Annotated in this window: 17 protein-coding genes; 3 read left to right on the forward strand and 14 right to left on the reverse strand. The window is 71.7% G+C overall.

Features of this window, described 5'->3' with window-relative positions; translation table 11 throughout:
- Positions 1 to 20: 20 nt before the first annotated feature.
- Positions 21 to 842, reverse strand: a complete 822-nt coding sequence (locus ACGFH8_RS34230; protein ID WP_393375620.1) for a hypothetical protein — start codon at positions 840 to 842, stop codon at positions 21 to 23.
- Between the two features lie 230 nt (positions 843 to 1,072).
- On the opposite strand from ACGFH8_RS34230, the gene ACGFH8_RS34235 reads away from it, so the two are divergent.
- Both ACGFH8_RS34235 and ACGFH8_RS34240 read left to right on the forward strand, forming a co-directional pair.
- Positions 1,073 to 1,564, forward strand: coding sequence for a DUF4383 domain-containing protein (locus ACGFH8_RS34235; protein ID WP_393375623.1), 492 nt, complete (start codon positions 1,073 to 1,075; stop codon positions 1,562 to 1,564).
- A gap of 64 nt (positions 1,565 to 1,628) precedes the next feature.
- Positions 1,629 to 2,288, forward strand: a complete 660-nt coding sequence (locus ACGFH8_RS34240) for a DUF6766 family protein (RefSeq protein ID WP_393375626.1) — start codon at positions 1,629 to 1,631, stop codon at positions 2,286 to 2,288.
- Between the two features lie 15 nt (positions 2,289 to 2,303).
- On the opposite strand, the gene ACGFH8_RS34245 is transcribed toward ACGFH8_RS34240, so the two are convergent.
- From ACGFH8_RS34245 to ACGFH8_RS34295, 11 genes are all read right to left on the reverse strand, one after another.
- A complete protein-coding gene (locus ACGFH8_RS34245; protein WP_393375628.1) occupies positions 2,304 to 2,753 on the reverse strand; it encodes a GNAT family N-acetyltransferase in 450 nt (149 codons plus the stop codon).
- 70 nt (positions 2,754 to 2,823) lie between these two features.
- On the reverse strand, positions 2,824 to 4,293 hold the full coding sequence (gene obgE, locus ACGFH8_RS34250) for a GTPase ObgE (protein WP_393375631.1): 1,470 nt from the start codon (positions 4,291 to 4,293) through the stop codon (positions 2,824 to 2,826).
- A 93-nt stretch (positions 4,294 to 4,386) separates the two neighbouring features.
- Entirely contained in the window at positions 4,387 to 4,641 is a 255-nt protein-coding gene (rpmA, locus tag ACGFH8_RS34255) for a 50S ribosomal protein L27 (protein WP_007464062.1), read from the reverse strand.
- An 11-nt stretch (positions 4,642 to 4,652) separates the two neighbouring features.
- Entirely contained in the window at positions 4,653 to 4,967 is a 315-nt protein-coding gene (gene rplU, locus ACGFH8_RS34260) for a 50S ribosomal protein L21 (RefSeq protein WP_007464063.1), read from the reverse strand.
- A gap of 236 nt (positions 4,968 to 5,203) precedes the next feature.
- A complete protein-coding gene (locus ACGFH8_RS34265) occupies positions 5,204 to 5,695 on the reverse strand; it encodes a hypothetical protein (protein ID WP_393375633.1) in 492 nt (163 codons plus the stop codon).
- 117 nt (positions 5,696 to 5,812) lie between these two features.
- Positions 5,813 to 8,887 carry an Rne/Rng family ribonuclease gene (locus ACGFH8_RS34270; protein WP_393375636.1) on the reverse strand — a complete coding sequence of 1,025 codons (3,075 nt, stop codon included), beginning with the start codon at positions 8,885 to 8,887 and terminating at the stop codon, positions 5,813 to 5,815.
- A gap of 131 nt (positions 8,888 to 9,018) precedes the next feature.
- Positions 9,019 to 9,831, reverse strand: coding sequence for a TIGR03936 family radical SAM-associated protein (locus ACGFH8_RS34275; RefSeq protein WP_393375639.1), 813 nt, complete (start codon positions 9,829 to 9,831; stop codon positions 9,019 to 9,021).
- Positions 9,832 to 9,979: 148 nt separating this feature from the next.
- Positions 9,980 to 11,425 (reverse strand): type VII secretion-associated serine protease mycosin, encoded by a 1,446-nt coding sequence (gene mycP, locus ACGFH8_RS34280; protein WP_393375641.1) that lies wholly within the window; start codon positions 11,423 to 11,425, stop codon positions 9,980 to 9,982.
- Positions 11,426 to 11,435: 10 nt separating this feature from the next.
- Positions 11,436 to 12,914, reverse strand: coding sequence for a WXG100 family type VII secretion target (locus ACGFH8_RS34285; RefSeq protein ID WP_393375643.1), 1,479 nt, complete (start codon positions 12,912 to 12,914; stop codon positions 11,436 to 11,438).
- Positions 12,915 to 12,924: 10 nt separating this feature from the next.
- Positions 12,925 to 13,365 (reverse strand): hypothetical protein, encoded by a 441-nt coding sequence (locus ACGFH8_RS34290; RefSeq protein WP_393375645.1) that lies wholly within the window; start codon positions 13,363 to 13,365, stop codon positions 12,925 to 12,927.
- Positions 13,366 to 13,621: 256 nt separating this feature from the next.
- Positions 13,622 to 15,670, reverse strand: a complete 2,049-nt coding sequence (locus tag ACGFH8_RS34295; protein WP_393375647.1) for a TIGR03960 family B12-binding radical SAM protein — start codon at positions 15,668 to 15,670, stop codon at positions 13,622 to 13,624.
- Positions 15,671 to 16,207: 537 nt separating this feature from the next.
- On the opposite strand from ACGFH8_RS34295, the gene ACGFH8_RS34300 reads away from it, so the two are divergent.
- A complete protein-coding gene (locus tag ACGFH8_RS34300; protein ID WP_393375649.1) occupies positions 16,208 to 17,221 on the forward strand; it encodes a hypothetical protein in 1,014 nt (337 codons plus the stop codon).
- A 77-nt stretch (positions 17,222 to 17,298) separates the two neighbouring features.
- On the opposite strand, the gene ACGFH8_RS34305 is transcribed toward ACGFH8_RS34300, so the two are convergent.
- Both ACGFH8_RS34305 and ileS read right to left on the reverse strand, forming a co-directional pair.
- The gene (locus ACGFH8_RS34305) at positions 17,299 to 17,988 is read right to left on the reverse strand and encodes a lysophospholipid acyltransferase family protein (protein WP_393375652.1); all 690 of its coding nucleotides are present in this window, start codon (positions 17,986 to 17,988) and stop codon (positions 17,299 to 17,301) included.
- Between the two features lie 96 nt (positions 17,989 to 18,084).
- Positions 18,085 to 21,231, reverse strand: a complete 3,147-nt coding sequence (gene ileS / locus ACGFH8_RS34310) for an isoleucine--tRNA ligase (protein ID WP_393375655.1) — start codon at positions 21,229 to 21,231, stop codon at positions 18,085 to 18,087.
- Between the last annotated feature and the right edge of the window lie 472 nt (positions 21,232 to 21,703).

Genomic DNA, 21,703 nt, shown 5'->3' on the forward strand with positions numbered 1-21,703 from the left:
CCTTCGGATGACTCGGCGGCTCACGGGCGGGGGGTGCCGCTGGACGGAACGCCCGGCAGCGGGTCGGTCTGCTGCACCGGCGGCAGCGGCTGACCGGTGCCGGAGTGCTCGGGGTAGCCGTCCCGGCTGGGGTCGGCGTAGCCGCCGGGCGTCGGGTCGGCGTAGCCGCCGGGCGTCGGGTCGGTCTGCGTGCCGGGGGTCGGGTCGAGGTAGCCGCCCGGCGGGACGGCGTCCGGCACCGCGCGGGGCGCGGGCGGCGGCGTCGGGATGACGGCGGTCCGCTCCGGGTCGTACGCCCCGGCGCCCCGGTAGGACGAGGACCCGTTGCCGGAGTCGTCACCGGCGGCGGAGACGCTTCGGGTCAGCCGGCCGGCCAACACACCGAGGACCGCCGCGCCGACCAGGAAGGTGCCGGGGTTGCGCCGCGCGTAGCCGCGTACCTCGGTGATCAGGTCGCCGGGCTCGCGCTGCTCCAGCCAGCCGGCGACGCCGTGCACCCGGTCGGCGGCCTGACGGGCCAGCTCGGTCACCGGGCCGGCCTGACCACCCTGCTCGGCCATCGAGCGCATCTCGTCGGCCAGTGAACGCAGCCCGCCGGCGGCCCGACGCTGCTGCTCACCGGCCTGGCTGGCGAGCTGGGTGCGGGCCTCGCCGTACACGTTGCGGGCCTGCCGGGCCGCCTCGCGGCCGACCTCGGTGCCCTGCTCCTTCGCGGTCTGGGCGACCGCGCCGCCAGCCTGCGCGGCCTCGGAGCCGACGTGGCGCACCTGGTCGCGGACGCCGCCGCCGTTCGTCGAAGCCTGACCGTACGTGGAAGACGTAGATGAAGGATCGTAAGACATGATTTCCCTTCCGCTCAGAAAGTCGTCGCGGTTGTGCTGGGGGGATGCGGTGCGTTGCCGCGACCGCTGACCATTCACCTACCCTCGGTTCTGCCTTCCATACTTCTTCGTGCATTTCTCTGCGCGGCCGGCTGGATCGACTTCAAAATGGAGGATCGTCGGGCTGCGTCATGTCGCCGCTGCGGACAGTGCGGTTCGCGAGGGCTCGCAGAGCCACGGAGGGGGCAGCGATGGCACGAGACGTGCGAGGTGGCCGACGGGCGGGTCCACGACCCCGGGTCCAGGTGGCCGCGCTGGTCGTGGCCGGGGTCTTCCTGCTGATCGGTGTTCTCGGCTTCGTCCCCGGCATCACCACCGACTACGGCGAGCTGAGGTTCGCCGGACACCACTCGGACGCGCGACTGCTCGGGCTGTTCCAGGTGTCGATCCTGCACAACGCGGTGCACCTGCTCTACGGGTTGGTCGGCCTGGTGCTGGCCCGCAGCGTCGCCGGCGCCCGCGTGTTCCTGGCCGCCGGCGGGGCGAGCTATCTCGCGCTCTGGCTGTACGGCCTGGGCATCGAGGCTGTCGACGCCGAGAGCGGGGCGAACATCCTGCCGGTGAACGACGCCGACAACTGGCTGCACCTCGCCCTCGGCTTCGGGATGCTCGCGCTCGGACTGCTGCTGTCGAACCAGGCGGGCACCGGCGGGCGTCTGGACAACCCGGCCGATCGGCACTGACCTGGAAATTTGGGGTTTCCCGGGCACGCCGGCCGGGGTAATCGAGCGGCGAAGGAGGTGCGACATGCCTCGTTGGCTACGCGACAACGCCCTGGCCTTCGCCATGCTGGGCGCATTCCTGATCTTCCTGGTGTTGCAGAGCGTCTTCGGCTGGCAGACCCACAACGAGGAGCTGACCGAGTTCGGGGCCGCGCCGCTGAGCTGGCCGGCGTACCTGACGAGTGGGCACTTCGTCGAGTCGGTCTTCGAGAACTGGGAGTCGGAGTTTCTCCAGATGGGCGGGTACGTCCTGCTCACCGCACACCTGGTGCAGCGGGGCTCGGCCGAGTCGAAGCCGGTGGACCAGACCGACCGACCGGAGGACGACGAGCGTCGGGCCACCCCACAGTCACCCTGGCCGGTACGCGCCGGTGGCCTGCCCCTGGTGATCTACCGCAACAGCCTCTCCCTCGCGCTGCTGCTGATCTTCGCCGGGTCGTTCGTCGGCCACCTGTTCGGTGGCACCGCCGCCTACAACAAGGAGCAGGCGCTGCAGAGCGGCGCTCCGCCGATCGGCGTGTGGGAGTTCCTCGGCACCAGCGACTTCTGGTTCCAGTCCATGCAGAACTGGCAGAGCGAGTTCCTCGCCGTCGGAGCGCTGGTCCTGCTGAGCATCGTCCTGCGTCAGCACGCCTCACCCGAGTCGAAGCCGGTGACCGTCGCTCACGCCAGCACCGGGGCGTGAGCGGCGGCACGGCCGTCAGGCCGCGACCGGCAGTCGCTTGGCGAAACAGACGCTGTACGGGTTGCCCACGTACTCGCCGTAGACCGGGATCCGGTCGTAGCCACACGAGGTGTACAGCGCGATCGCGGCCGGCAGGTAGGTGCCCGTCTCCAGGCAGACCACCGACTGCCCCTGCCGGAACGCACACTCCTCGAGTGCGGCGAGCAGTTGACGGGCGATGCCCCGCCCCCGGTAGGCGGGCCGGACGTACATCCGCTTGATCTCGCCGGTTTCGGCGTCGATCGACTGGAGCCCGCCACAGGCGACTGCCCGACCGTTCACCACCGCCGCCAGGTAGCGGACGTCGTCGTGGGGGACGAAGACCTGCCCGTCCAACCCACCATCAGCCGTCAGCAGCTCCCGCTGCTGTGCGATGACCAGGGCGGCGATCTCCGGATCGGTGACGGGCCGTGACTCGATCAGCATCACCCCACGCTAGGACTGGTGGATTTCGCGGAGGTTTCCGGAAATCAACCCAATCACGGAGCGCAACGGACTACTCGGCGTCGCCCTCGTCGGCGTCCTCGTCGTCGTCGGAGGCGTCCGCGCCCACCTCGTCCGCCGACCGCACCCGGCGAGCCTTGCGGGCCGCGAGCCGGTCCGCCGCGGAGAGCCGGTTCGACTTCTCCTCCAGGCGGACGTCGGTGCCCCGGTTGCCGGGTACGAATTCCACGCCGGCGTACAGCGTCGGCTTCCAGTCGAACTCGCGCTCACCGATCCGGACCAGATCACCGGGCTCCGCGCCGGCCTTGGCCAGCTTGTCCTCCACCCCGAGCCGGGCGAGCCGGTCCGCGAGGTAGCCGACCGCCTCGTCGTTGTCGAAGTTGGTCTGCTTGACCCAGCGCTCCGGCCGGACACCGCGAACGGTGAACGAACCGTCCGCCTCGGCGGTGATGGTGAACCCGTCGTCGTCCACCGCGATCGGACGGATCACGATCCGGGTCGGCTCGGCGGGCGGCGCGGCCTTGCGCTCCGCCTCGACCAGCTCGGCCATCGCGTACGTCAGCTCTTTGAGCCCTTCCCGGGTGGCCGCGGAGACCTCGAACACCCGGTAGCCGCGCTCCTCCAGATCCGGGCGGACGATCTCGGCGAGGTCCCGGCCGTCCGGCACGTCGACCTTGTTCACGGCGACCAGTCGCGGGCGGTCGGTCAGCCCGCCGTACTGGCTCAGCTCGGCCTCGATGGCGTCGATGTCGGCGACCGGGTCACGGCCGGGCTCCAGGGTCGCCGAGTCGATGACGTGCACCAGCACGGCGCAGCGCTCGATGTGCCGCAGGAACTCCAGGCCCAGCCCCTTGCCGTTGGCCGCGCCGGGGATCAGACCCGGCACGTCGGCGACGGTGAAGGTGTGGTTGTCCATCCGGACCACGCCGAGGTTGGGCACGAGGGTGGTGAACGGGTAGTCGGCGATCTTCGGCTTCGCGGCGGAGATCACCGAGATCAGCGACGACTTGCCGGCCGACGGGAAGCCCACCAGGCCCACGTCGGCGACGCTCTTCAGCTCCAGCACGATGTCCAGCTGGTCACCGGGCTCCCCCAGCTCGGCGAAGCCGGGGGCCTTGCGCTTGGCGTTGGCCAGCGACGCGTTGCCCCGCCCGCCGCGCCCGCCCCGGGCCACCTCGAAGGTGGTGCCGGCGCCGACCATGTCGGCAAGCACGGTGCCGTCGGTGGTCTGCACCACGGTGCCGTTGGGCACCTTCAGCATCAGGGTGCGGCCGTTGGCGCCGTCCCGGTTCGACCCGGCGCCGCCCTTGCCGTTGTCGGCCTTGACGTGCGGGTGGAAGTGGAAGTCGAGCAGGGTGGTGACCTGCGGGTCGACAACCAGGGACACGCTGCCGCCGTGCCCGCCGTTACCGCCGTCCGGCCCACCGAAGGGCTTGAACTTCTCGCGGTGGATCGAGACACAGCCGTGCCCGCCATCGCCGGCCTGCAGATGCAGAACGACCCGGTCAACGAACGTCGCCACGGCGTCAATCCTTCCAGCGAGGTCCGACCCCGCACTTCGAAAAAAGCTAAGCGGGCCGGGACCCGGAGGTCCGCGGCCCGCTTAGCCGGAGAACTACTGCTGCGGAACGATGCTGACGGTCTTGCGACCGCGCTTGGTGCCGAAGAGGACCGCACCGGCGGACAGCGCGAACAGCGTGTCGTCGCCGCCACGGCCGACCAGGTCACCGGGGTGGAACTTGGTGCCACGCTGCCGGATGATGATCTCACCGGCGCTGACGACCTGACCACCGAAGCGCTTCACGCCGAGTCGCTGGGCCGCGGAGTCACGACCGTTACGCGAGCTGGACGCACCCTTTTTGTGAGCCATTGGAGGACGACCTACTTCCCGCTGGAGATGCCGGTCACCTTGACCTGGGTCAACGGCTGGCGGTGACCCTGGCGCTTGTGGTAGCCGGTCTTGTTCTTGAACTTGTGGATCCGGATCTTCGGGCCCTTGGTGTGCGCGGCGATTTCGCCGGACACCGCGACCTCGGCAAGCTTCGCCGCGTCGGTCACCAGGTCGTCACCGTCGACGAGGAGCACCGCGGTGAGCTTCACCGCGTCACCGGGAGCACCGGTGAGCTTCTCGACCTCGATCACGTCGCCCTCGGCGACCTTGTACTGCTTGCCGCCGGTCTTGACGATCGCGTACATCGGAGGCGGACTCCCTGTCGTTGAGGCTGCTGGCGGTCGTCCCCGCAGCGGCTCGCCGGGTAGCAGTGCACGGCGGCGTGGGCACACGGGAACTCGGCACACCAAAGGTGGGCCGCAGGCAAGAGTACGCCATCGCCGGCCCGGACCCCAAACCGGCCCACCGTGGGGCCTGTTCCACCAGGACCGGCCGGCCTGCGGCGGGCCCGGACGGACCGCCCTGACGAAACAGGCACCGGTCAGCGCGCGCAGAGCTGGTCGAGGCGTTGCTGGAGCCTGTCGAGTTCGGTCTCGTCGATGGACTCGACGTCGGCGCCGAGCGCGGCGACCTCGGTGCCGAGGTCGGTGAGCAGTGTCTTGAGCTGCGGATCGGTTGCCCGCTCCGACTGCTTGCGCAGCTCGCTCCGCCAGCCGGCCAACGCCGCCTCGGCCCGTACGCGGGCGGCCTCGGCCGTCTCGCTGTCCCCGGCGCCCACCGCCGCGACCAACTGGCCCAGCTCGGCCACGTACGTGCGGACGGCTGTGGTGCTGGCCTGCTGGGCGGCGGCACAGACCTCCGTGGCGACGCCCGCGGCGGCACCACTTGCCGACCTGCCGCTGGGCCCGGAGGCCGTGTCACCTGTGGTCACGGCGGCCGGATCGGACCCCACGCCCGTCGGCCGGTCGGCGGAGCAGCCGGCCGCGTCGAAGAGCACTGCGATCAGCGCGGTGACGGCGAGCAGACGACGCATCTTCTTCTCCTGACCAGGGACGGCCGATCCTGGGCCGGAGTGGCCATCACGGCGAAGTCCCTCCCCCGTCACTTTGCCGGGGAAGGGACCTCGTCAAACACTTGGCCGGTCAGGCGGTCAGGGGCGCGTCCGCCGGCGGGCGCCACCCCGGCGTGAACGGCGGCGGCCGGCGCCACCCTCGGTGCTGTCCTCGTCGCCCTCGCCGTCGGCGAGCGCGTCCGGGTCGTCCGCCGCGGCCAGCCGGGCCGACTCCCCCTGCTGACTGTCGGAGATCGCCGGCGCGGCGGCGGTGTCCGCCTCGTAGCGGGACAGGTCGTAACCCATGGTGTCCTGGTAGTCGGCGTCCGGCTCGGCGCTGGAGTCGGTGTCGACGTCGACGACCTCGACCACGGCCCGCTCGGCCGGGGCGTTCTTGCGCGCCCGGCGACGGGACGACGCGGTGCCCTGCTCGGCGGCCGGGGCGGCGGCCACCGACGAGGCGACAGCCTTGACCTTCTCCGCGGCACCGGCAGCACGTGCCTTCTCCGGAACCGGCTCGGTGTGCATGATGACGCCCCGACCCTTGCAGCACTCGCAGGTCTCGCTGAACGCCTCCAGCAGGCCCGCGCCGATCCGCTTACGGGTCATCTGCACCAGACCGAGCGAGGTGATCTCGGTGACCTGGTGCTTGGTGCGGTCCCGGCCGAGGCACTCGGTGAGTCGGCGCAGCACCAGCTCACGGTTCGACTCGAGCACCATGTCGATGAAGTCGATCACCACGATGCCGCCGATGTCGCGCAGCCGGAGCTGGCGGACGATCTCCTCCGCCGCCTCCAGGTTGTTACGGGTGACGGTCTCCTCCAGGTTGCCCCCGGAGCCGGTGTACTTGCCGGTGTTGACGTCCACCACCGTCATCGCCTCGGTGCGGTCGATCACCAGCGAGCCGCCGGAGGGCAGGAAGACCTTGCGGTCCAGGCCCTTGATGATCTGCTCGTCGATCCGGTACTCGGCGAAGACGTCGCTGGTGCCGACGTGCCGGCGTACGCGGTCGACCAGGTCCGGCGAGACGTGCGACAGGTACGACTCGACGACGTCGTACGACTGCTCGCCCTCGATCACCAGCTCGCGGAAGTCCTCGTTGAAAAGGTCCCGGACCACCCGGATGACCAGGTCGGGCTCCCCGTAGAGCAGCGCCGGGGCGCCCCCCTCGGCCGCCTTGGCCTGGATGTCCTCCCACTGCGCCTGCAGCCGCTTGACGTCGCGGGCCAGCTCGTCCTCGCTGGCGCCCTCGGCGGCCGTCCGGACGATCACGCCCGCGCCGTCCGGGACCAGCTTCTTGAGCACGTCCCGCAGCCGCTTGCGCTCGTTGTCCGGCAGCTTGCGGCTGATCCCGGACGCGTTGCCGTTGGGCACGTAGACCAGGTGCCGGCCGGAGAGCGCGATGTGGCTGGTCAGCCGGGCGCCCTTGTGCCCGATCGGGTCCTTGGTGACCTGGACCAGCACCGAGTCGCCAGAGCGCAGCGCCTGCTCGATCGAGCGGGCCCGCCCTTCCAGACCGGAGGTGTCCCAGTTGACCTCGCCGGCGTACAGCACCGCGTTGCGACCGCGGCCGACGTCGACGAACGCCGCCTCCATGCTCGGCAGCACGTTCTGCACCTTGCCCAGGTACACGTTGCCGGCCATGGTGCCGGAGGAGTTGCGGGTGACGTAGTGCTCGACGAGCACCCCGTCCTCCAGGACGGCGATCTGGGTCCGGTCACCGCGCTGGCGGACCGCCATTACCCGGTCGACAGCCTCCCGGCGCGCCAGGAACTCCGACTCGCTGAGAATCGGCGGTCGCGTACGCCGCTGCTCCCGGCCGTCCCGGCGGCGCTGGCGCTTGGCCTCCAGCCGGGTCGAACCGGACACACCCTGCACCTCGTCGACGGTCCGGCGCGGCTCGCGGATCTTGACCACGGTCGGTACGCCGTCGTCGGCGGCACCCTCCGTGTCGCCCGCGCCCCGGCGACGACGACGCCGGCGGCGACGCGTCAGGCCGTCCCCGCCCTCGGTCTCCTCGTCCTCGTCACCCTCGGCCTCGACCTCGGCGGTCTCTTCCTCGTCGGCCTGCGCCGCCTCCTCGGACTCCTCGTCCTCGGCGTCGTCGGCCCCGCCCTTGCCCCGGCCCCGACCTCGGCGACCACGCCGGCGGCGGCGGCGCGCGGCGGCGCTGTCGTCATCGTCATCGTCCGCCTCGGCGGCCTCGTCGGCCTCCTCGGTCGGCTCCTCCTCGGCCTCGATCACCTCGACCGGCTCCACCGGCTCGACCTCGCGACGACCACGCCGACGGCGGCGGGACGGCTCCGCGGCCTCCTCCACCGCCGGTTCCTCGGCGACGGGAGCGGGCTCGACCGGCCGGGTCACCGGCACAGCGTCCGGCTGGGGGGCCATGAACAGCACGGTGGGCGCGGAGAGCGCGGCCCGCCGACGGCGGGTACGCGGCTGCTCCGGCTCGACCTCTGCCGGCTCGATCGGCTCAGCTGTCACACCAGAGACGGCAACACCCGGCGACACCTCGCCGGCGCTGGTCCAGGGCGACCCGGGGGCGGTCGCGCCCGGGATGTCGTTCAGTTCGGCCTCGGCCTCACGCAGGTCGGAGGCCGCCGGTTCCTCGGCGACGACCGGCTCCTCGGCCAACTCCTCGACGGGCGGCTCCTCGGCGACCGGTTCCTCGACCGCGGGCGGCTCCTCGACGGCCGCCGGGGTGGCCTTCTTGCGCCGGGTACGGGTCACCTTGACCGGCGGAACCACGTCGGCCGGTGCCCCCTCCGCGGAGGACGCGACAAGCGGCTCCTCGGCGGTGGTCTCGACCGGAGTGGCCTTGCGCCGGCGCCGGGGGGTTTTGGGCGCGACGTCCTGGTCGCCGGAGATCGGGGCGAAGACCTCCGCCTGCGGCGACTCGGCACTGGCGGCCTCGCTGGTGGACGCCTCGGCCGGCGCGTCGGTCTGCTCCGGCTGGCTGAGCGGGGCGGCGCGACGCCGGGTCGCCCGGGTGCGTCGTACCGGCGCGGCGGGCTCGGCGCTCTCCGCGCCGTCCGGCTCCACCGAAGCCGAACCGACGGCCGTGGTGGGGGTCGCGACGGCGGCGCCGTCGGCCGTGGTGCTCTGGTCGGCGGTTTCCCCGGCCGGCTGTGAACCGGTCCGTTCGCCGCCCTCGGGCTCGTTCTCGAGCATGGACGTTCTCCAGTTCTGGCTACCCCGGGCGCGGGTGAGCGCTGCCACGCAGGGTCGCCGCAAAAGTGTTTCCGCCGGGCGCGCGTGGTGCGCGACCGCCGAAGTCTGCCTGCCAGAGCACGGACCGTCGGTCAGTGCCCAACGATGGCTGCCCCGTCGCGATCCGCATCCAACGGATCCACGATCGCACCCTGCGCGGTCAACGTGCCCTGAGCCAGCCGGGTCACCCTCGGCGAAACCGGCGGCTCCAGGTCGGCCACCACGCGGAGGCCGGAAAGGACGTCATCGGGCCGTACGGACGGGGTGACCTGCCGCACGACCAGTTCGAGTATCGCACACGGTACGGCCGGCACCCCGGAAGGCGTCGGCGTTGGCGTGAGGACATCGACAGATATCACCGCGGCACGGGCGTCGAAGGTGCGTCGGCCCTGCTTGGTCATCCGCTCCACCAGCACCTCGTCCGCCGCGAGGAAGGCGTCCACCGCGGCGCGGAGCACCTCGGTCTCGACCTCGGGCAACTCGATGTGCCAGTGCGACGCCTCGATCCGGTCCGGGAGGTTGCCCCCCTCGGCGACCACGGCGTCCAGAACGTCCAGCCCCGGCGAGAGCGCGGCGTCCAACGCGGCCCGCAACTGCTCCGGGTCGACAGCCGCCTGGAGAGCGATTTCCAGGTACTCCGCCTCACTCGCCACCCCGGTGGGCGCGGCGCTGGCGTAGGAGATCTTCGGGTGCGGGTGGAAACCCTGGGAGAAGGCGACCGGCACGGCGGCCCGGCGCAGCGCGCGCTCGAACGCCCGGGCGAAGTCCCGGTGCGAGGTGAACCGCAGCGGCCCGCGCTTGGCGTACCTGATGCGGACGCGCTGGACGACCGGTGCCTGGCCGCCCTCGGGTTGAGGCTTCTTGGCGATCGTGGGCTCCTCGGGTGTACCTGCGTGTCCGACCATCCTGGCGCAGGGCCCGTGACGGCACGCAGCCGGGGCGGTCGTCCGGCACTGACGAACCGGTGCAAACCAGTCGACACCACCGTGACCACCTGCCGGAACGCCGATGGCCGGCCGGGCGACCCGAAGGTCATCCGGCCGGCCACCATGATCAGGAGCTGTTACCGCTCCCCGGTGGGGGCGGCGGTGGCGCCCCTCCCGGCGGGCCGTAACCCGGCGGCGCGTAGCCGGACGGTGGGGGGTAACCACCGCTGGACGGGGCGTACCCCGCAGGTGGTGGATAACCGGACGGCGGTGCGTAACCGGCGCCGGGTGGGGGGTAACCAGCGCCCGGCGGCGCGTACCCGCCGGGGGGCTCCTGGTCGAGCAGGTGGTCCGGCACGTTGGCCGCCAGGGCCGCCTCGCGACGGTACCGACGTCGGTTCCAGATCAGGAACACCACCAGACCCAGCAGCAGCGCCAGCACCACCGCGACGCCGATGACGACCACCATCACCTGCTGGTCGGTGGGGCCGCCACGGTCGCCGTGCTGGGTGACGTCGAACTCCTCGGTCGCGTCCCCGGTCGGCGCGGGCGCCGGCTGGGCGGGCGCCGTCTGCGCGGGTGCCGCGGCCGGGTCGAGCAGCGGGTTGGCGGCGACCGGCGGCACGTTCGCGCTCAGTGCGGTCACCGGGTCGATCAGGCCGAAGCCGTACTGCGGGTCGCGGCCGGCGGGACCGGCGTCCCGGGCCGTGCGGATGATCCGGTTGATCACGTTGGCGGCGTCGAGGTTCGGGTACTTCGAGCGGATCAACGCGGCGATGCCGGAGACGATCGCGGCCGAGTCGGAGGTGCCGTCACCCCAGCCGTAGCCCTTGTCCCGGCCGACGTTGTAGATGTCATCGCCAGGTGCGGCGACCACGGCCTCGGGACCCTGGACCGACCCGGACCAGAACTTGCCGCCCCGGGTCGTCCCGGTCACGGCGATCACGCCAGGAACGCTGGCGGGAGCCTCGACCTTGACGCTGCCGTTGGCGATGTTACCGGCGGCGACCACCACGACGACGTCGTGCTCCCAGGCGTACTGGATGGCACTGACCTCTTCGGGGCTGACGGCCGACGGCTTGCCCAGTGAAATGTTGATCACCTTGGCGCCACCGTCGACGGCCATCCGGATGCCGCGGCTGACCAGCGCGTCGTTGTAAGGCGCGTCATCCTCTGCAGAGTCGTCCAGCCTGATGGGCAGGATCTTCGCGCCGGGAGCAATGCCGTCCACGCCGTCGGGGCCGGCGTTCGTCGCCGCGATGATGCCGGCCATGTGCGTGCCGTGCCCCTGCGCGTCGACCCGTCCGTCTCCGCTGCCGCCGTCGCTGCGGCCGCCGGGAAGCACCTGGCCCTTCAGGTCCGGATGGTTGGCGTCGACGCCGCTGTCGATCACGGCCACGACCACACCGCGCCCGGTGGACAGCTGGTGCGCCTGCTCCATCCGGAGCTCGTCCACATACCACTGCTCGGCTCGCCGAGGTGCCGCCGCCGCCGGCTGGGCGGCCCCCAGCACCAGGAGCCCCACCAGCAGGCAGGCCGTGACCGGCCGGAGCGCTCCGACGTTCAGTGTCATCCGTCCGTCCTCATCGCAGGATGCCCGGGGTCGCCCCGTCACCAGGACCCCACGGATCGTCGTCCTCAGTCAACCACGACGAGTGCTCCGAACCCGTGCCACCACCGCCGTGCCCGGCACCGCCCGCGCCGCCCATCATGCCGCCCATCCCGGCGCCGCCCATCCCGGCGCCGCCACGCGCGCCGCCCGCCAGGCCGGCGCCGCCCGCACCGGCGGCGGTGCGCAACGCGTTCGCCGCGCTCGTCATCGGCGGCACCTTGCCGTTACCGCCACCCACCATGCCGGGGATGCCGCCCATGCTGCCCACGCCGGCGCCGCCCAGGCCACCGCCACCGGACCCGATGCCACCGCCCGCGCCAACGCCGCCACCGAAACCACCGCCGGCCCCACCGAGGCTGGCGCCACCGAGGCCGCCACCCGCGCCGCCGTATCCGGCGCCAAGGCCGCTGGGCGCGGCGCCGGCCAGACCGGTGCTGTAGCCGTCGTCGACACCCGGATATCCCGAACCGGTGGGCGGAGGGGTGAACGCGCCGGAGCCGCCGCCGGTGGAGGAGCCGTCGCCGAATCCGCTTGTCGGGGGCGGGGAGAACGGGCCGCCGACCGACGTCGGCCCACCGCTCAAGTCGGCGCCGCCGCCGGGCAACCGGCTGCCGATGTCCGGGCCGCCGCCGATGCCGCCGCCACCGCCACCGCCACCGCCACCGCCACCGCCGCCGATGTCAGGTCGGCCCTTCGGCGGCACCCGATCGTCAGGTCGGTAGTCGTCCTGATAGCGCCCCGGATCGCCCACCTGAAGCTTCGGACGCTCGGTGTAGACCGCCTGGGGCAGCGGCGACATCGCGGTGTTGGCCGCCTGCTGGTTGTCCCGGTACCAGTTGTCGAGGTGGTCCTTGGTGTCCCACCAACCACCCCGCTTCTGGTCACCCGCCTGGCCGTCGACCTTCATGGTCGCCTCCAGGTCGTCGGCCTTGTCGCGGAACGCGCCGTCGGCGTACGACCCGGGGTTGCTCTGGTAGTCCTTCCGCAGCGCGGCGAGGAAGCCCGACGCGCTCTCGCCGTCGCGGGCGTCGTCGAGCTCGGTGCCGTTGGGCAGGCTCCACTCGTTGATGCCGAAGTCGTCGCCCAGGGGGACCGGGATCGAGGCGACCGCCGCGCGGATGTCCTGCTCGATCCGCCCCAGCGCGCCGCTGACGTTCGTCGCGTCGGTGATCAGATCCTCGACCTGCTTACCGATCTCGCCCAGGTGCTCGCGATAGGCGTCGCCGCCGCTGCCCTTCCAACCGGCGAGCATGCCGGGCAGGCCGCCGACGTGCGGGCGCTCCTGGCCGGTCGCGATCGGGCCGACGAACGAACGGCCGACCAGCGCGTCCCGCAGCTGCGTCAGGCCGGAGGAGATGTTTCCCCACCCCTGCCCGACCGAACCGACCGTCTCCGGGTCGGCGGAAAGCGTCACCTCGCGGACGCACCGCTCCCAGGTTCCTCCAGCCATGACGTCCCCCTCAGGCCGTGTACGGGTAGGTGGGCTGGCCGCCGGCAGGGGGCGGCGGAGCCGCCGACTCGAGCAGCCGCTCGATCTCCTTGCCGTTGGCGGCGTTGCGCGCCTCGGAGTCCCGGAACGCCTTGGCGATCTCCTCGGTGCCCTGCTTGAGCGCGGCGAGTTTCTGGGAGAGCGTCTGGAGGTGCAGCTCCATGTTGCTCGTGGACTTGGTCAGCGCCTGCCACTGCATGCGGGCGTCCTCGTACGCGCCGAAGGGAGTGCCGCCCGGGACCGTCTGGGCGCTGTTGCTGTCGCCCTTCATCCGTTCCTTGACGCGCTCCATCTCATAACTGATGGTGTCGTCGACGTACTGCTTCAGTCGATCGACGTACGCCGCGGCGGCGTCCAGATCCTCGACGCTCACCTGTAGATCGCCGGTGTTCGGCGGCGGGATGGTCCCCATTGAGCTTCCTCCCCCGTTCCCGACCCGCCGGGTCGGTCCATGTCAGACGCAGCGTATCGAGTCTGACCATGTCGGGGCAGCCCCGGTCGCCGCCACGTCGCGCCGGCTTTCGTCGATGGCGAGGCGGGCCCGGCCGTGGCGCGCCGTGCGGCCCGACAAATGCCGACGGGCCCGCGCGAACGCGGGCCCGTCGGGTGACGTGTCGAGTGTGGAGAGTGGTGGGTCACCGCCGCCGGCGCTGCCCACGGCGGGTCGGTCAGGCCGGGTGCTCGCCGGCCGGGACCTTCATGCCGTTGCCGCCCAGCGGGGTGAGTGGCAGCAGCTTCTTGCCCGTCGGGCCGATCTGGATCTCGGTGTCCATCGACGGGCAGACGCCGCAGTCGAAGCAGGGCGTCCACCGGCAGTCGTCCTGCTCGAACTCGCTGAACGAGTCCTGCCAGTCCTGCCAGAGCCAGTCCTTGTCCAGGCCCGAGTCGAGGTGGTCCCAGGGCAGGACCTCCAGCTCCTCGCGCTGCCGGGTGGTGTACCAGTCGAGGTCCACCCCGAACGCGGGCAGCGTCTCGGCCGCCGCGTCCACCCAGCGCTGGTACGAGAAGTGCTCGCTCCACCCGTCGAACCGGCCGCCGTTCTCCCAGACCTTGCGGATCACCGAGCCGACCCGGCGGTCACCACGGGAGAGCAGCCCTTCGATGAGCGACGGCTCGCCGTCGTGGTAGCGGTAGCCGATGGCCCGACCCAGCGAGCGGTCGGAGTTGATGGCCTGCTTGAGGATCTTGAGCCGGTGGTCGATGACCTCCGGACGGTCCATCGCGGCCCACTGGAACGGGGTGTGCGGCTTCGGTACGAACCCGCCGATGGAGACCGTGCAGCGGATGTCCTTGGAGCCGGTCGCGGCCCGACCGGCCCGGATCACCTCGTGCGCCATTTCGGCGATCTCGAGGACGTCCTCGTCGGTCTCGGTGGGCAGGCCGCACATGAAGTAGAGCTTCACCTGCCGCCAGCCGTTGGTGTACGCGGTGACGACCGTACGGATCAGGTCTTCCTTCGTCACCATCTTGTTGATGACCTTGCGGATCCGCTCCGACCCGCCCTCCGGGGCGAAGGTCAGGCCGGTCCGCCGCCCGTTGCGGGACAACTCCTGCGCGAGGTCGATGTTGAAGGCGTCGACACGTGTCGAGGGCAGCGACAGCGAGACGTTCGTGCCCGCGTACTGCTCGGCGAGGCCCGAGCACATGTCGCCGATCTCGGAGTGGTCCGCCGAGGAGAGCGACAGCAGGCCGACCTCGTTGAAGCCGGAGAACTCCAGGCCCTCGCGGACCATCTGAGCGACAGTGGTGATCGACCGCTCCCGCACCGGCCGGGTGATCATCCCAGCCTGGCAGAACCGGCAGCCCCGGGTGCAGCCCCGGAAGATCTCCACCGCGTACCGCTCGTGCACCGTCTCGGCCAGCGGGACGAGGGGCTTCTTCGGGTACGGCCAGGCGTCCAGGTCCATCGTCGTGCGCTTGTGCACCCGGAACGGCACGTCCGCCCGGTTCGGCACGACCCGCTGGATCCGCCCGTCGGGGAGGTAGTCGACGTCGTAGAAGCGCGGCACGTAGACGCTCTCGGTGCGCGCCAGCCGCAGCAGCAGCTCGTCGCGGCCCCCCGGGGAACCCTCGGCCTTCCACTCCCGGACGATCGCGGTGATCTCCAGAACCGCTTCCTCGCCGTCGCCGAGCACCGCGGCGTCGATGAAGTCGGCGATCGGCTCCGGGTTGAACGCGGCGTGCCCGCCGGCCACGATCACCGGGTCGGCGTCGGTGCGGTCGGCGGCCAGCATCGGGATGCCGGCCAGGTCGATCGCGGTGAGCATGTTGGTGTAGCCCAGCTCGGTCGAGAAGGAGATGCCGAACACGTCGAAGTCGCGCACCGCCCGGTGCGCGTCGACGGTGAACTGCGGCACGCCGTGCGTGCGCATCAGCGTCTCCAGGTCCGGCCAGACCGCGTACGTCCGCTCGGCGAGGGTGTCGGGCAGCTCGTTGAGCACCTCGTAGAGGATCTGCACGCCCTGGTTGGGCAGGCCCACCTCGTACGCGTCGGGATACATCAGCGCCCAGCGCACGGCCGCCGCGGCCCAGTCCTTGGTCACCGCGCCCAGCTCGCCCCCCACGTACTGGATGGGCTTGGAAACCTGGGGCAGCAGCGGCTCGAGCTGGGACCAGACGGACGGCTCCAGGTCACGACTCGGCGTCGGAGACGCCGAGCTGGAGTCGTCGCGAGAGGTGGTCGCGGCCGCGCGCGGCGTCGTGGACGGGGCACTCATGATGCCCAAGGGTACGCGCCCGCCTGGCGGTGGCGACGCGGTACTAACCTCGGACCGGCGCGAGAGGAGATTGCCGCGATGCCCGAGCCCCAGCCGGGAGCACGGCCGGCCGACGGGAGCACCCCGGGCGTGGAGCCGGACCGGGATCCGGCGGCCGCCGATCAGCCGGCCTCCCCACCCGTACCGTCGGACCAGCCGGCACCGCCGGACCAACCCGCACCACCGGACCAGCCGGAACCGGCGGACCAACCCGCACCGGACCAGCCGGGACCACCGGAGCAACCGGCAACACCGGACCAACCGGCACCGCCGGACCAACCGGCACCGCCGGACCAACCCGCACCGCCGGACCAACCGGATCAACCGGGACCGCCCGTACCGCCGGACCAGCCACCACCGCCGGACCGGCCGGAACCTAAGGACCGGTCCGAACCACCGACGCAGCCCCAGTCCCCGGATCAGCCCGCGGCCTCGGGCCGGTCCGAGCCCGCCACCACCCCGGAGGCCCCCGCGCCCAGGTGGACCGGCTCGGCGCCGGTGCCGCCCCCGCTGCCGCGCCGACCGGTGTGGGGCGAGTCGGCCGAGCCGACCCCGCCGGCGCCCCTGCCGATGGGGCCGCCGGAGCACCAGACGCCTGTCGACCCGTGGGCCGGCGTGGACACCGGCGGCTGGGACCTACCCTCCGCCGAGCTGCCGCCGTTTCCCTCACTACCGCCGACGATGCCGCATCCGACGCCGCCGGCGACCCGGCAGTGGCCCAGCAGCCCGCCCGCCCGATCGGTCGGGTCGCACCCGGTCTCTCCGGCGGCCGCCCCGAGACCACCGCAGGCCACCGGGCCCAGGATGCCGACCCGGCCGATGGCGCCGCCCGCGCCGCCGCCCGCGCCGCCCGCGGTGCCGAAGCAGCGCCGGGGCAAGCGGTCCGCCGCGCCGCCCGTGGCGCCACCGGCGGGGCCGCCGCCGGGCTGGCAGGCCCCCAGGGGGTCCACGCCGGTCCGCCGCCGTCGTCGTCGCTGGCCCTGGCTGCTGCTGCTCACCCTGGCCTGCTGTTGCGGCTGCCCCGCCTACTACGGGTTCCCGATCTCCGCCCAGTACCCGGTGCAGGCCGCGCTGCCCGCCCAGGTGGACGATCTGAAGCTGCGTCAGGACAGCCGCAGCACGGAGACCGCCCGGCAGTTGGAGAACGAGGTACGCAGCGAGCACCTGCTGGCCGAGGGCACCTTCGCCGGTGTCTACTCCACCTCGGGCGGCAAGCAGGTGACGGTCTTCGGCGGCACGGGTTTCCGGTTCAGCCCGGAGTCGGACGCGGAGGCCGAGATCAGCCGGCTCACCGCTCGTTACAGCCTGGAGACCCCGCAGAGCGTGGACACCGGCGTGCGGGGCCGGCACGAGCGATGCGCGGTCGGCCAGTCCGATGGCGGTGACGTGGTGGTCTGCACCTCTGTCGACTACGGCAGCATCGCCACCGCGGTGTTCACCCGGCTCTCCGTCGCCGACAGCGCCGCCCTGCTGGCCACCCTGCGCGCCCAGATCATCCAGCCCAAGGCCTGAACCCCGACCACCCAGCGTCGATCAGGAAGGCGCCCGCCGCACGAAGGCGGTGGACTTCCTGATCGACCGGGTGGGGGTCAGGTCTCGCGGGTGGGGTCCGGGTGGACGCGCGGCGGGGCGTAACGGGGGACGTACTCCTGGCCGGTGAGCTTCTGGATCTCGCTCATCATCTCGTCGGTCATCTGCCGCAGCGAGGTGCGGTCCGTCGGCCGTCCGGTCAGGTCGATCGGCTTGCCGAACCGAATGATGATCTCGGCAGCGCCGGGGCGGGGCACCCGGGCGCCGATGGGCTGCGCCTTGTCCGTGCCGATCATGCCGACCGGGATGATCGGGACACCCGTCGAGGTCGCCAACCGAACCGTGCCGGTCCGCCCCCGGTAGAGCCGGCCGTCCGGCGAGCGGGTGCCCTCCGGGTAGACCACCACCAGGTCGCCGTTCTTGAGCACCGGGATCGCCGCGTCGAACGCGGACAGCGCGGCCCGGCCGCCGCCCCGCTCCACCGGGATGGCGCCCAGGCCGGTGAGCACGAACTTGGAGATCGCACCCTTCACACCGGCGCCCTTGAAATACTCCGACTTCGCCCAGAACGCCAGGTGCCGGGGCACGACAGTGCCGAGGAACAGCTCGTCGGCCACCGACAGGTGGTTGCCGGCGAAGATCGCCCCGCCGCTCTTCGGCACGTTTTCCAGCCCCTCGACGGTCGGGCGGAACGCCAACCGCAGCGTGGGCCCCACGGCGAGCTTGCCGATGGTGTAGAGCAGGGGCACTGGTCCTCCGGCTGATCAGGTGCGAACAGGCGGTGTCACGGTAGCGGACGCCTCCACACCCCGCGGACGGAGGTGGTGAGGCGTCCGCAGCCGCATCTACGACCTGCGGACGGAGACCGTCACCCGGTCACCGTCGCCGACCTCGCCGGCGAAGCCGTCGACCCCCTCGGCGAAGTCCACCGAGTCGGCCAGCACCTCCCCGGACACGAAGTCGAGGTAACCGGCCACCGCCGCGCGTACCTCGTCGGAGGCCGACACCGACACCACGATCCGGTCCGACACGTCCAGGTCGGCGTCGCGGCGCGCCTGCTGCACGACACGCACCACGTCGCGGGCCAGCCCCTCGGCGGCCAACTCCGGAGTGACCTCGGTGTCCAGCACCACCACACCCTCACCGCCGGGCAGTGGCGCGGAGTTCTCGGCGTCGGCGGCGACCAGGCGCAGCTCGTACTCACCCTCGGCGAGGGTGACACCGGCGGCCACCGGGGCGCCGTCGACGAGCTCCCAGTCGCCCGCCTTGACCGCCTTGATCACCTGCTGGACCTGCTTGCCGACCCGCGGACCGAGCGCCCGGGGCACCACCGTCAACACCTGCTCGCAGTACGCGGACAGCTCCGCGCTGAACTCCACCGCCTTGACGTTGACCTCGTCGGTGACCAGGTCGGCGAACGGGCGCAACTGCTCCGCCGCCGGCGAGGCCACGGTCAGCTTGGACAGCGGCAGCCGCACCCGCAGCCCCTTTGCCTTGCGCAGCGACAGCGCCGCCGAGGCGACCGCCCGGGTGGCGTCCATCGCGGCGACCAGGTCGTGGTCGGCCGGGAACTCGGTCGCCTCCGGCCAGTCGGTCAGGTGCACCGACCGCTCACCGGTCAGCCCACGCCAGATCTCCTCCGCGGTCAGCGGCGCGAGCGGCGCCACCACCCGGCAGAGCGTCTCCAGCACCGTCCAGAGCGTGTCGAAGGCGTTGACGTCGCCGGACCAGAACCGGTCCCGGGAGCGGCGCACGTACCAGTTGGTCAGCGCGTCCAGGTAGGACCGGACGGTGGCGCAGGCGCCGGAGATGTCGTACGCGTCCATCTGCGCGCCGACCGTGGCGACCAGCTCGTTCGTCTTCGCCAGCACGTACCTGTCGAGCAGGTGCGTCGAGTCGGTGCGCCGGCGCGCCTGGTGCCCGTCCGCGTTGGCGTAGAGCGTGAAGAAGTACCAGACGTTCCACAGCGGCAGCAGCACCTGGCGGACGGCGTCGCGGATGCCCGCCTCGGTGACCGCCATGTCGCCGCCGCGCAACACCGGCGAGGACATCAGCATCCACCGCATGGCGTCCGAGCCGTACGCGTCGAAGACGTGGTAGACGTCCGGATAGTTGCGCAGGCTCTTGGACATCTTGCGCCCGTCCGAGCCGAGCAGGATGCCGTGGCTCAGGCAGTTGCGGAACGCCGGGCGGTCGAACAGCGCGGTGGCCAGCACGTGCATGGTGTAGAACCAGCCGCGGGTCTGCCCGATGTACTCGACGATGAAGTCACCCGGGTAGTGGTGCTCGAACCAGTCCGCGTTTTCGAACGGGTAGTGCACCTGGGCGAACGGCATCGACCCGGACTCGAACCAGCAGTCCAGCACCTCCGGCACCCGGCGCATCATCGACCGACCGGTCGGGTCGTCCGGGTTGGGGCGGACCAGGTCGTCCACCGCCGGTCGGTGCAGGTCGGTGAGGCGTACGCCGAAGTCCCGCTCGATGTCGGCGAGCGAGCCGTAGACGTCCAGGCGCGGGTAGTTCGGGTCGTCGGACTTCCACGCCGGGATCGGCGAGCCCCAGAACCGGTTCCGGCTGATCGACCAGTCCCGGGCGTTGGCCAGCCACTTGCCGAACGAGCCGTCCTTGATGTGGCCGGGCGTCCAGTTGATCTCCTGGTTCAGCTCGACCATCCGGTCCCGGAACTGCGTCACCGCGACGAACCACGAGGACACCGCCTTGTAGACGAGCGGGGTGTCACAGCGCCAGCAGTGCGGGTACGAGTGGGTGTAGGTGTCCTGCTTGAGCACCACCCCCCGCTCCTTCAGCTCCCGGATCACCGGCTTGTTGACGTCGAAGACCTGCTCACCCTGGTACGGCGGGACCAGCGCGGTGAAGCGGGTGTGGTCATCCACCGTGACGATGGTCGGGATGCCGGCGGCGTTGCAGACGTTCTGGTCGTCCTCGCCGAAGGCCGGGGCGAGGTGCACGATCCCGGTGCCGTCCTCGGTGGTGACGAACTCCGCGCCGAGCACCTGGTAGGCGTTGTCGCCGGCCTGCTCGACGAGGAAGTCGTACAGCGGGGTGTAGCGGCGTCCGACCAGGTCCCGGCCGTACACCGTGCCGACCTGCTGGTACCCGTCCAACTCCTTGGCGTACGCGGCCACCCGTGCGGCACCCACGACGTACCGCTCGCCGTCGCGTTCGAGCACCGCGTACTCGATGTCCGGGCCGACGGCGAGCGCGAGGTTCGACGGCAGGGTCCACGGCGTGGTGGTCCAGACGCCCAGCTTGACCGGCCCCCGCACCAGCTCCGGCGCGGACTCGTCGGCGGTCAGCCCGAACCACACCGACAACGTCGGGTCGTGCCGGTCGCGGTAGACGTCGTCCATCCGGGTCTCGGTGTTCGACAGCGGCGTCTCACAGCGCCAGCAGTACGCGAGCACCCGGAAGCCCTCGTAGATCAGACCCTTGTCGTGCAGGGTCTTGAAGGCCCACATGACGCTTTCCATGTAGTCCAGGTCGAGGGTCTTGTAGTCGTTGCTGAAGTCGACCCACCGGGCCTGCCGGTTGATGTACCGCTCCCAGTCCTGGGTGAACTCCAGCACGGAGGTGCGGCAGGCCTCGTTGAACCGGGCCACGCCCAGGTCGATGATCTCCGCCTTGCTGGTGATGCCGAGCTGCTTCTCGGCGACCACCTCGGCGGGCAGGCCGTGGCAGTCCCAGCCGAAGCGCCGCTCGACGTGCCGGCCGCGCATGGTCTGGTAGCGCGGCACCACGTCCTTGACGTACCCGGTGAACAGGTGACCGTAGTGCGGCAGCCCGTTGGCGAACGGCGGGCCGTCGTAGAAGACGTACTCGTTCTTGCCGTCGTCGCCGGCCGGGCGGGCCTCGACGCTGGCCTCGAAGGTCTTGTCGGCCGTCCAGTGCTCCAGCACCCTGCGCTCGACCGCGGGCAGGTCCGGGCTCGCCGGGACACCGGCGGCGGTCGGGTCGTGCAACGGATAGGCCATCGGGGGTCGCTCTCCTCATGCAGCTCACTCAACGTGGGTCTGCGAGGACGAACCTCCGGGTACGCCTCGACGGCGCGCCCGGGTGATCCGCGGTACCACCCCGCTTGGCGGCCACGATCGACCGCCCGCTCATTTACCGGCTGTGACGGGCCGCACCCGTCCGGTTCTACTGGGCCGGTCACCCGGCCGTTCTTCCGGAGGCTCACCGGTGATAGCCGGGTCATCGCCATACAAAGCCCAACGATACAAGACCCTCCCCCACCCCGGCCCCACCCGGCCCCACCCGGCCCGCCCCACCCCGGCCCCACCCCGGCCCGCCCGACGCCGTTGATCATGAGGTTATAGCTGGCCGCTCCGGCGTGTCGTGACGATAACCTCATGATCAACGAGCTGAGGGGTGGGTTGGGGTTGGGGTTGGGGGCATGACCGGGGTCACAGGGGCGGCTGTCACGGTTCGGCCCTGCTGGTCCGT

It is taken from the genome of Micromonospora sp. NPDC049175, from assembly GCF_043197345.1.
In the GTDB taxonomy this organism is placed as follows: domain Bacteria; phylum Actinomycetota; class Actinomycetes; order Mycobacteriales; family Micromonosporaceae; genus Micromonospora.

What these genes read in the sequence shown, in the direction of transcription:
- ACGFH8_RS34230 (WP_393375620.1), bottom strand. Translation starts at nt 842, where the DNA reads ATGTCTTACGATCCTTCATCTACGTCTTCCACGTACGGTCAGGCTTCG.
- ACGFH8_RS34235 (WP_393375623.1), top strand. Translation starts at nt 1,073, where the DNA reads ATGGCACGAGACGTGCGAGGTGGCCGACGGGCGGGTCCACGACCCCGG.
- ACGFH8_RS34240 (WP_393375626.1), top strand. Translation starts at nt 1,629, where the DNA reads ATGCCTCGTTGGCTACGCGACAACGCCCTGGCCTTCGCCATGCTGGGC.
- ACGFH8_RS34245 (WP_393375628.1), bottom strand. Translation starts at nt 2,753, where the DNA reads ATGCTGATCGAGTCACGGCCCGTCACCGATCCGGAGATCGCCGCCCTG.
- rpmA (WP_007464062.1), bottom strand. Translation starts at nt 4,641, where the DNA reads ATGGCTCACAAAAAGGGTGCGTCCAGCTCGCGTAACGGTCGTGACTCC.
- rplU (WP_007464063.1), bottom strand. Translation starts at nt 4,967, where the DNA reads ATGTACGCGATCGTCAAGACCGGCGGCAAGCAGTACAAGGTCGCCGAG.
- ACGFH8_RS34265 (WP_393375633.1), bottom strand. Translation starts at nt 5,695, where the DNA reads ATGCGTCGTCTGCTCGCCGTCACCGCGCTGATCGCAGTGCTCTTCGAC.
- ACGFH8_RS34270 (WP_393375636.1), bottom strand. Translation starts at nt 8,887, where the DNA reads ATGCTCGAGAACGAGCCCGAGGGCGGCGAACGGACCGGTTCACAGCCG.
- ACGFH8_RS34275 (WP_393375639.1), bottom strand. Translation starts at nt 9,831, where the DNA reads ATGGTCGGACACGCAGGTACACCCGAGGAGCCCACGATCGCCAAGAAG.
- mycP (WP_393375641.1), bottom strand. Translation starts at nt 11,425, where the DNA reads ATGACACTGAACGTCGGAGCGCTCCGGCCGGTCACGGCCTGCCTGCTG.
- ACGFH8_RS34285 (WP_393375643.1), bottom strand. Translation starts at nt 12,914, where the DNA reads ATGGCTGGAGGAACCTGGGAGCGGTGCGTCCGCGAGGTGACGCTTTCC.
- ACGFH8_RS34290 (WP_393375645.1), bottom strand. Translation starts at nt 13,365, where the DNA reads ATGGGGACCATCCCGCCGCCGAACACCGGCGATCTACAGGTGAGCGTC.
- ACGFH8_RS34295 (WP_393375647.1), bottom strand. Translation starts at nt 15,670, where the DNA reads ATGAGTGCCCCGTCCACGACGCCGCGCGCGGCCGCGACCACCTCTCGC.
- ileS (WP_393375655.1), bottom strand. Translation starts at nt 21,231, where the DNA reads ATGGCCTATCCGTTGCACGACCCGACCGCCGCCGGTGTCCCGGCGAGC.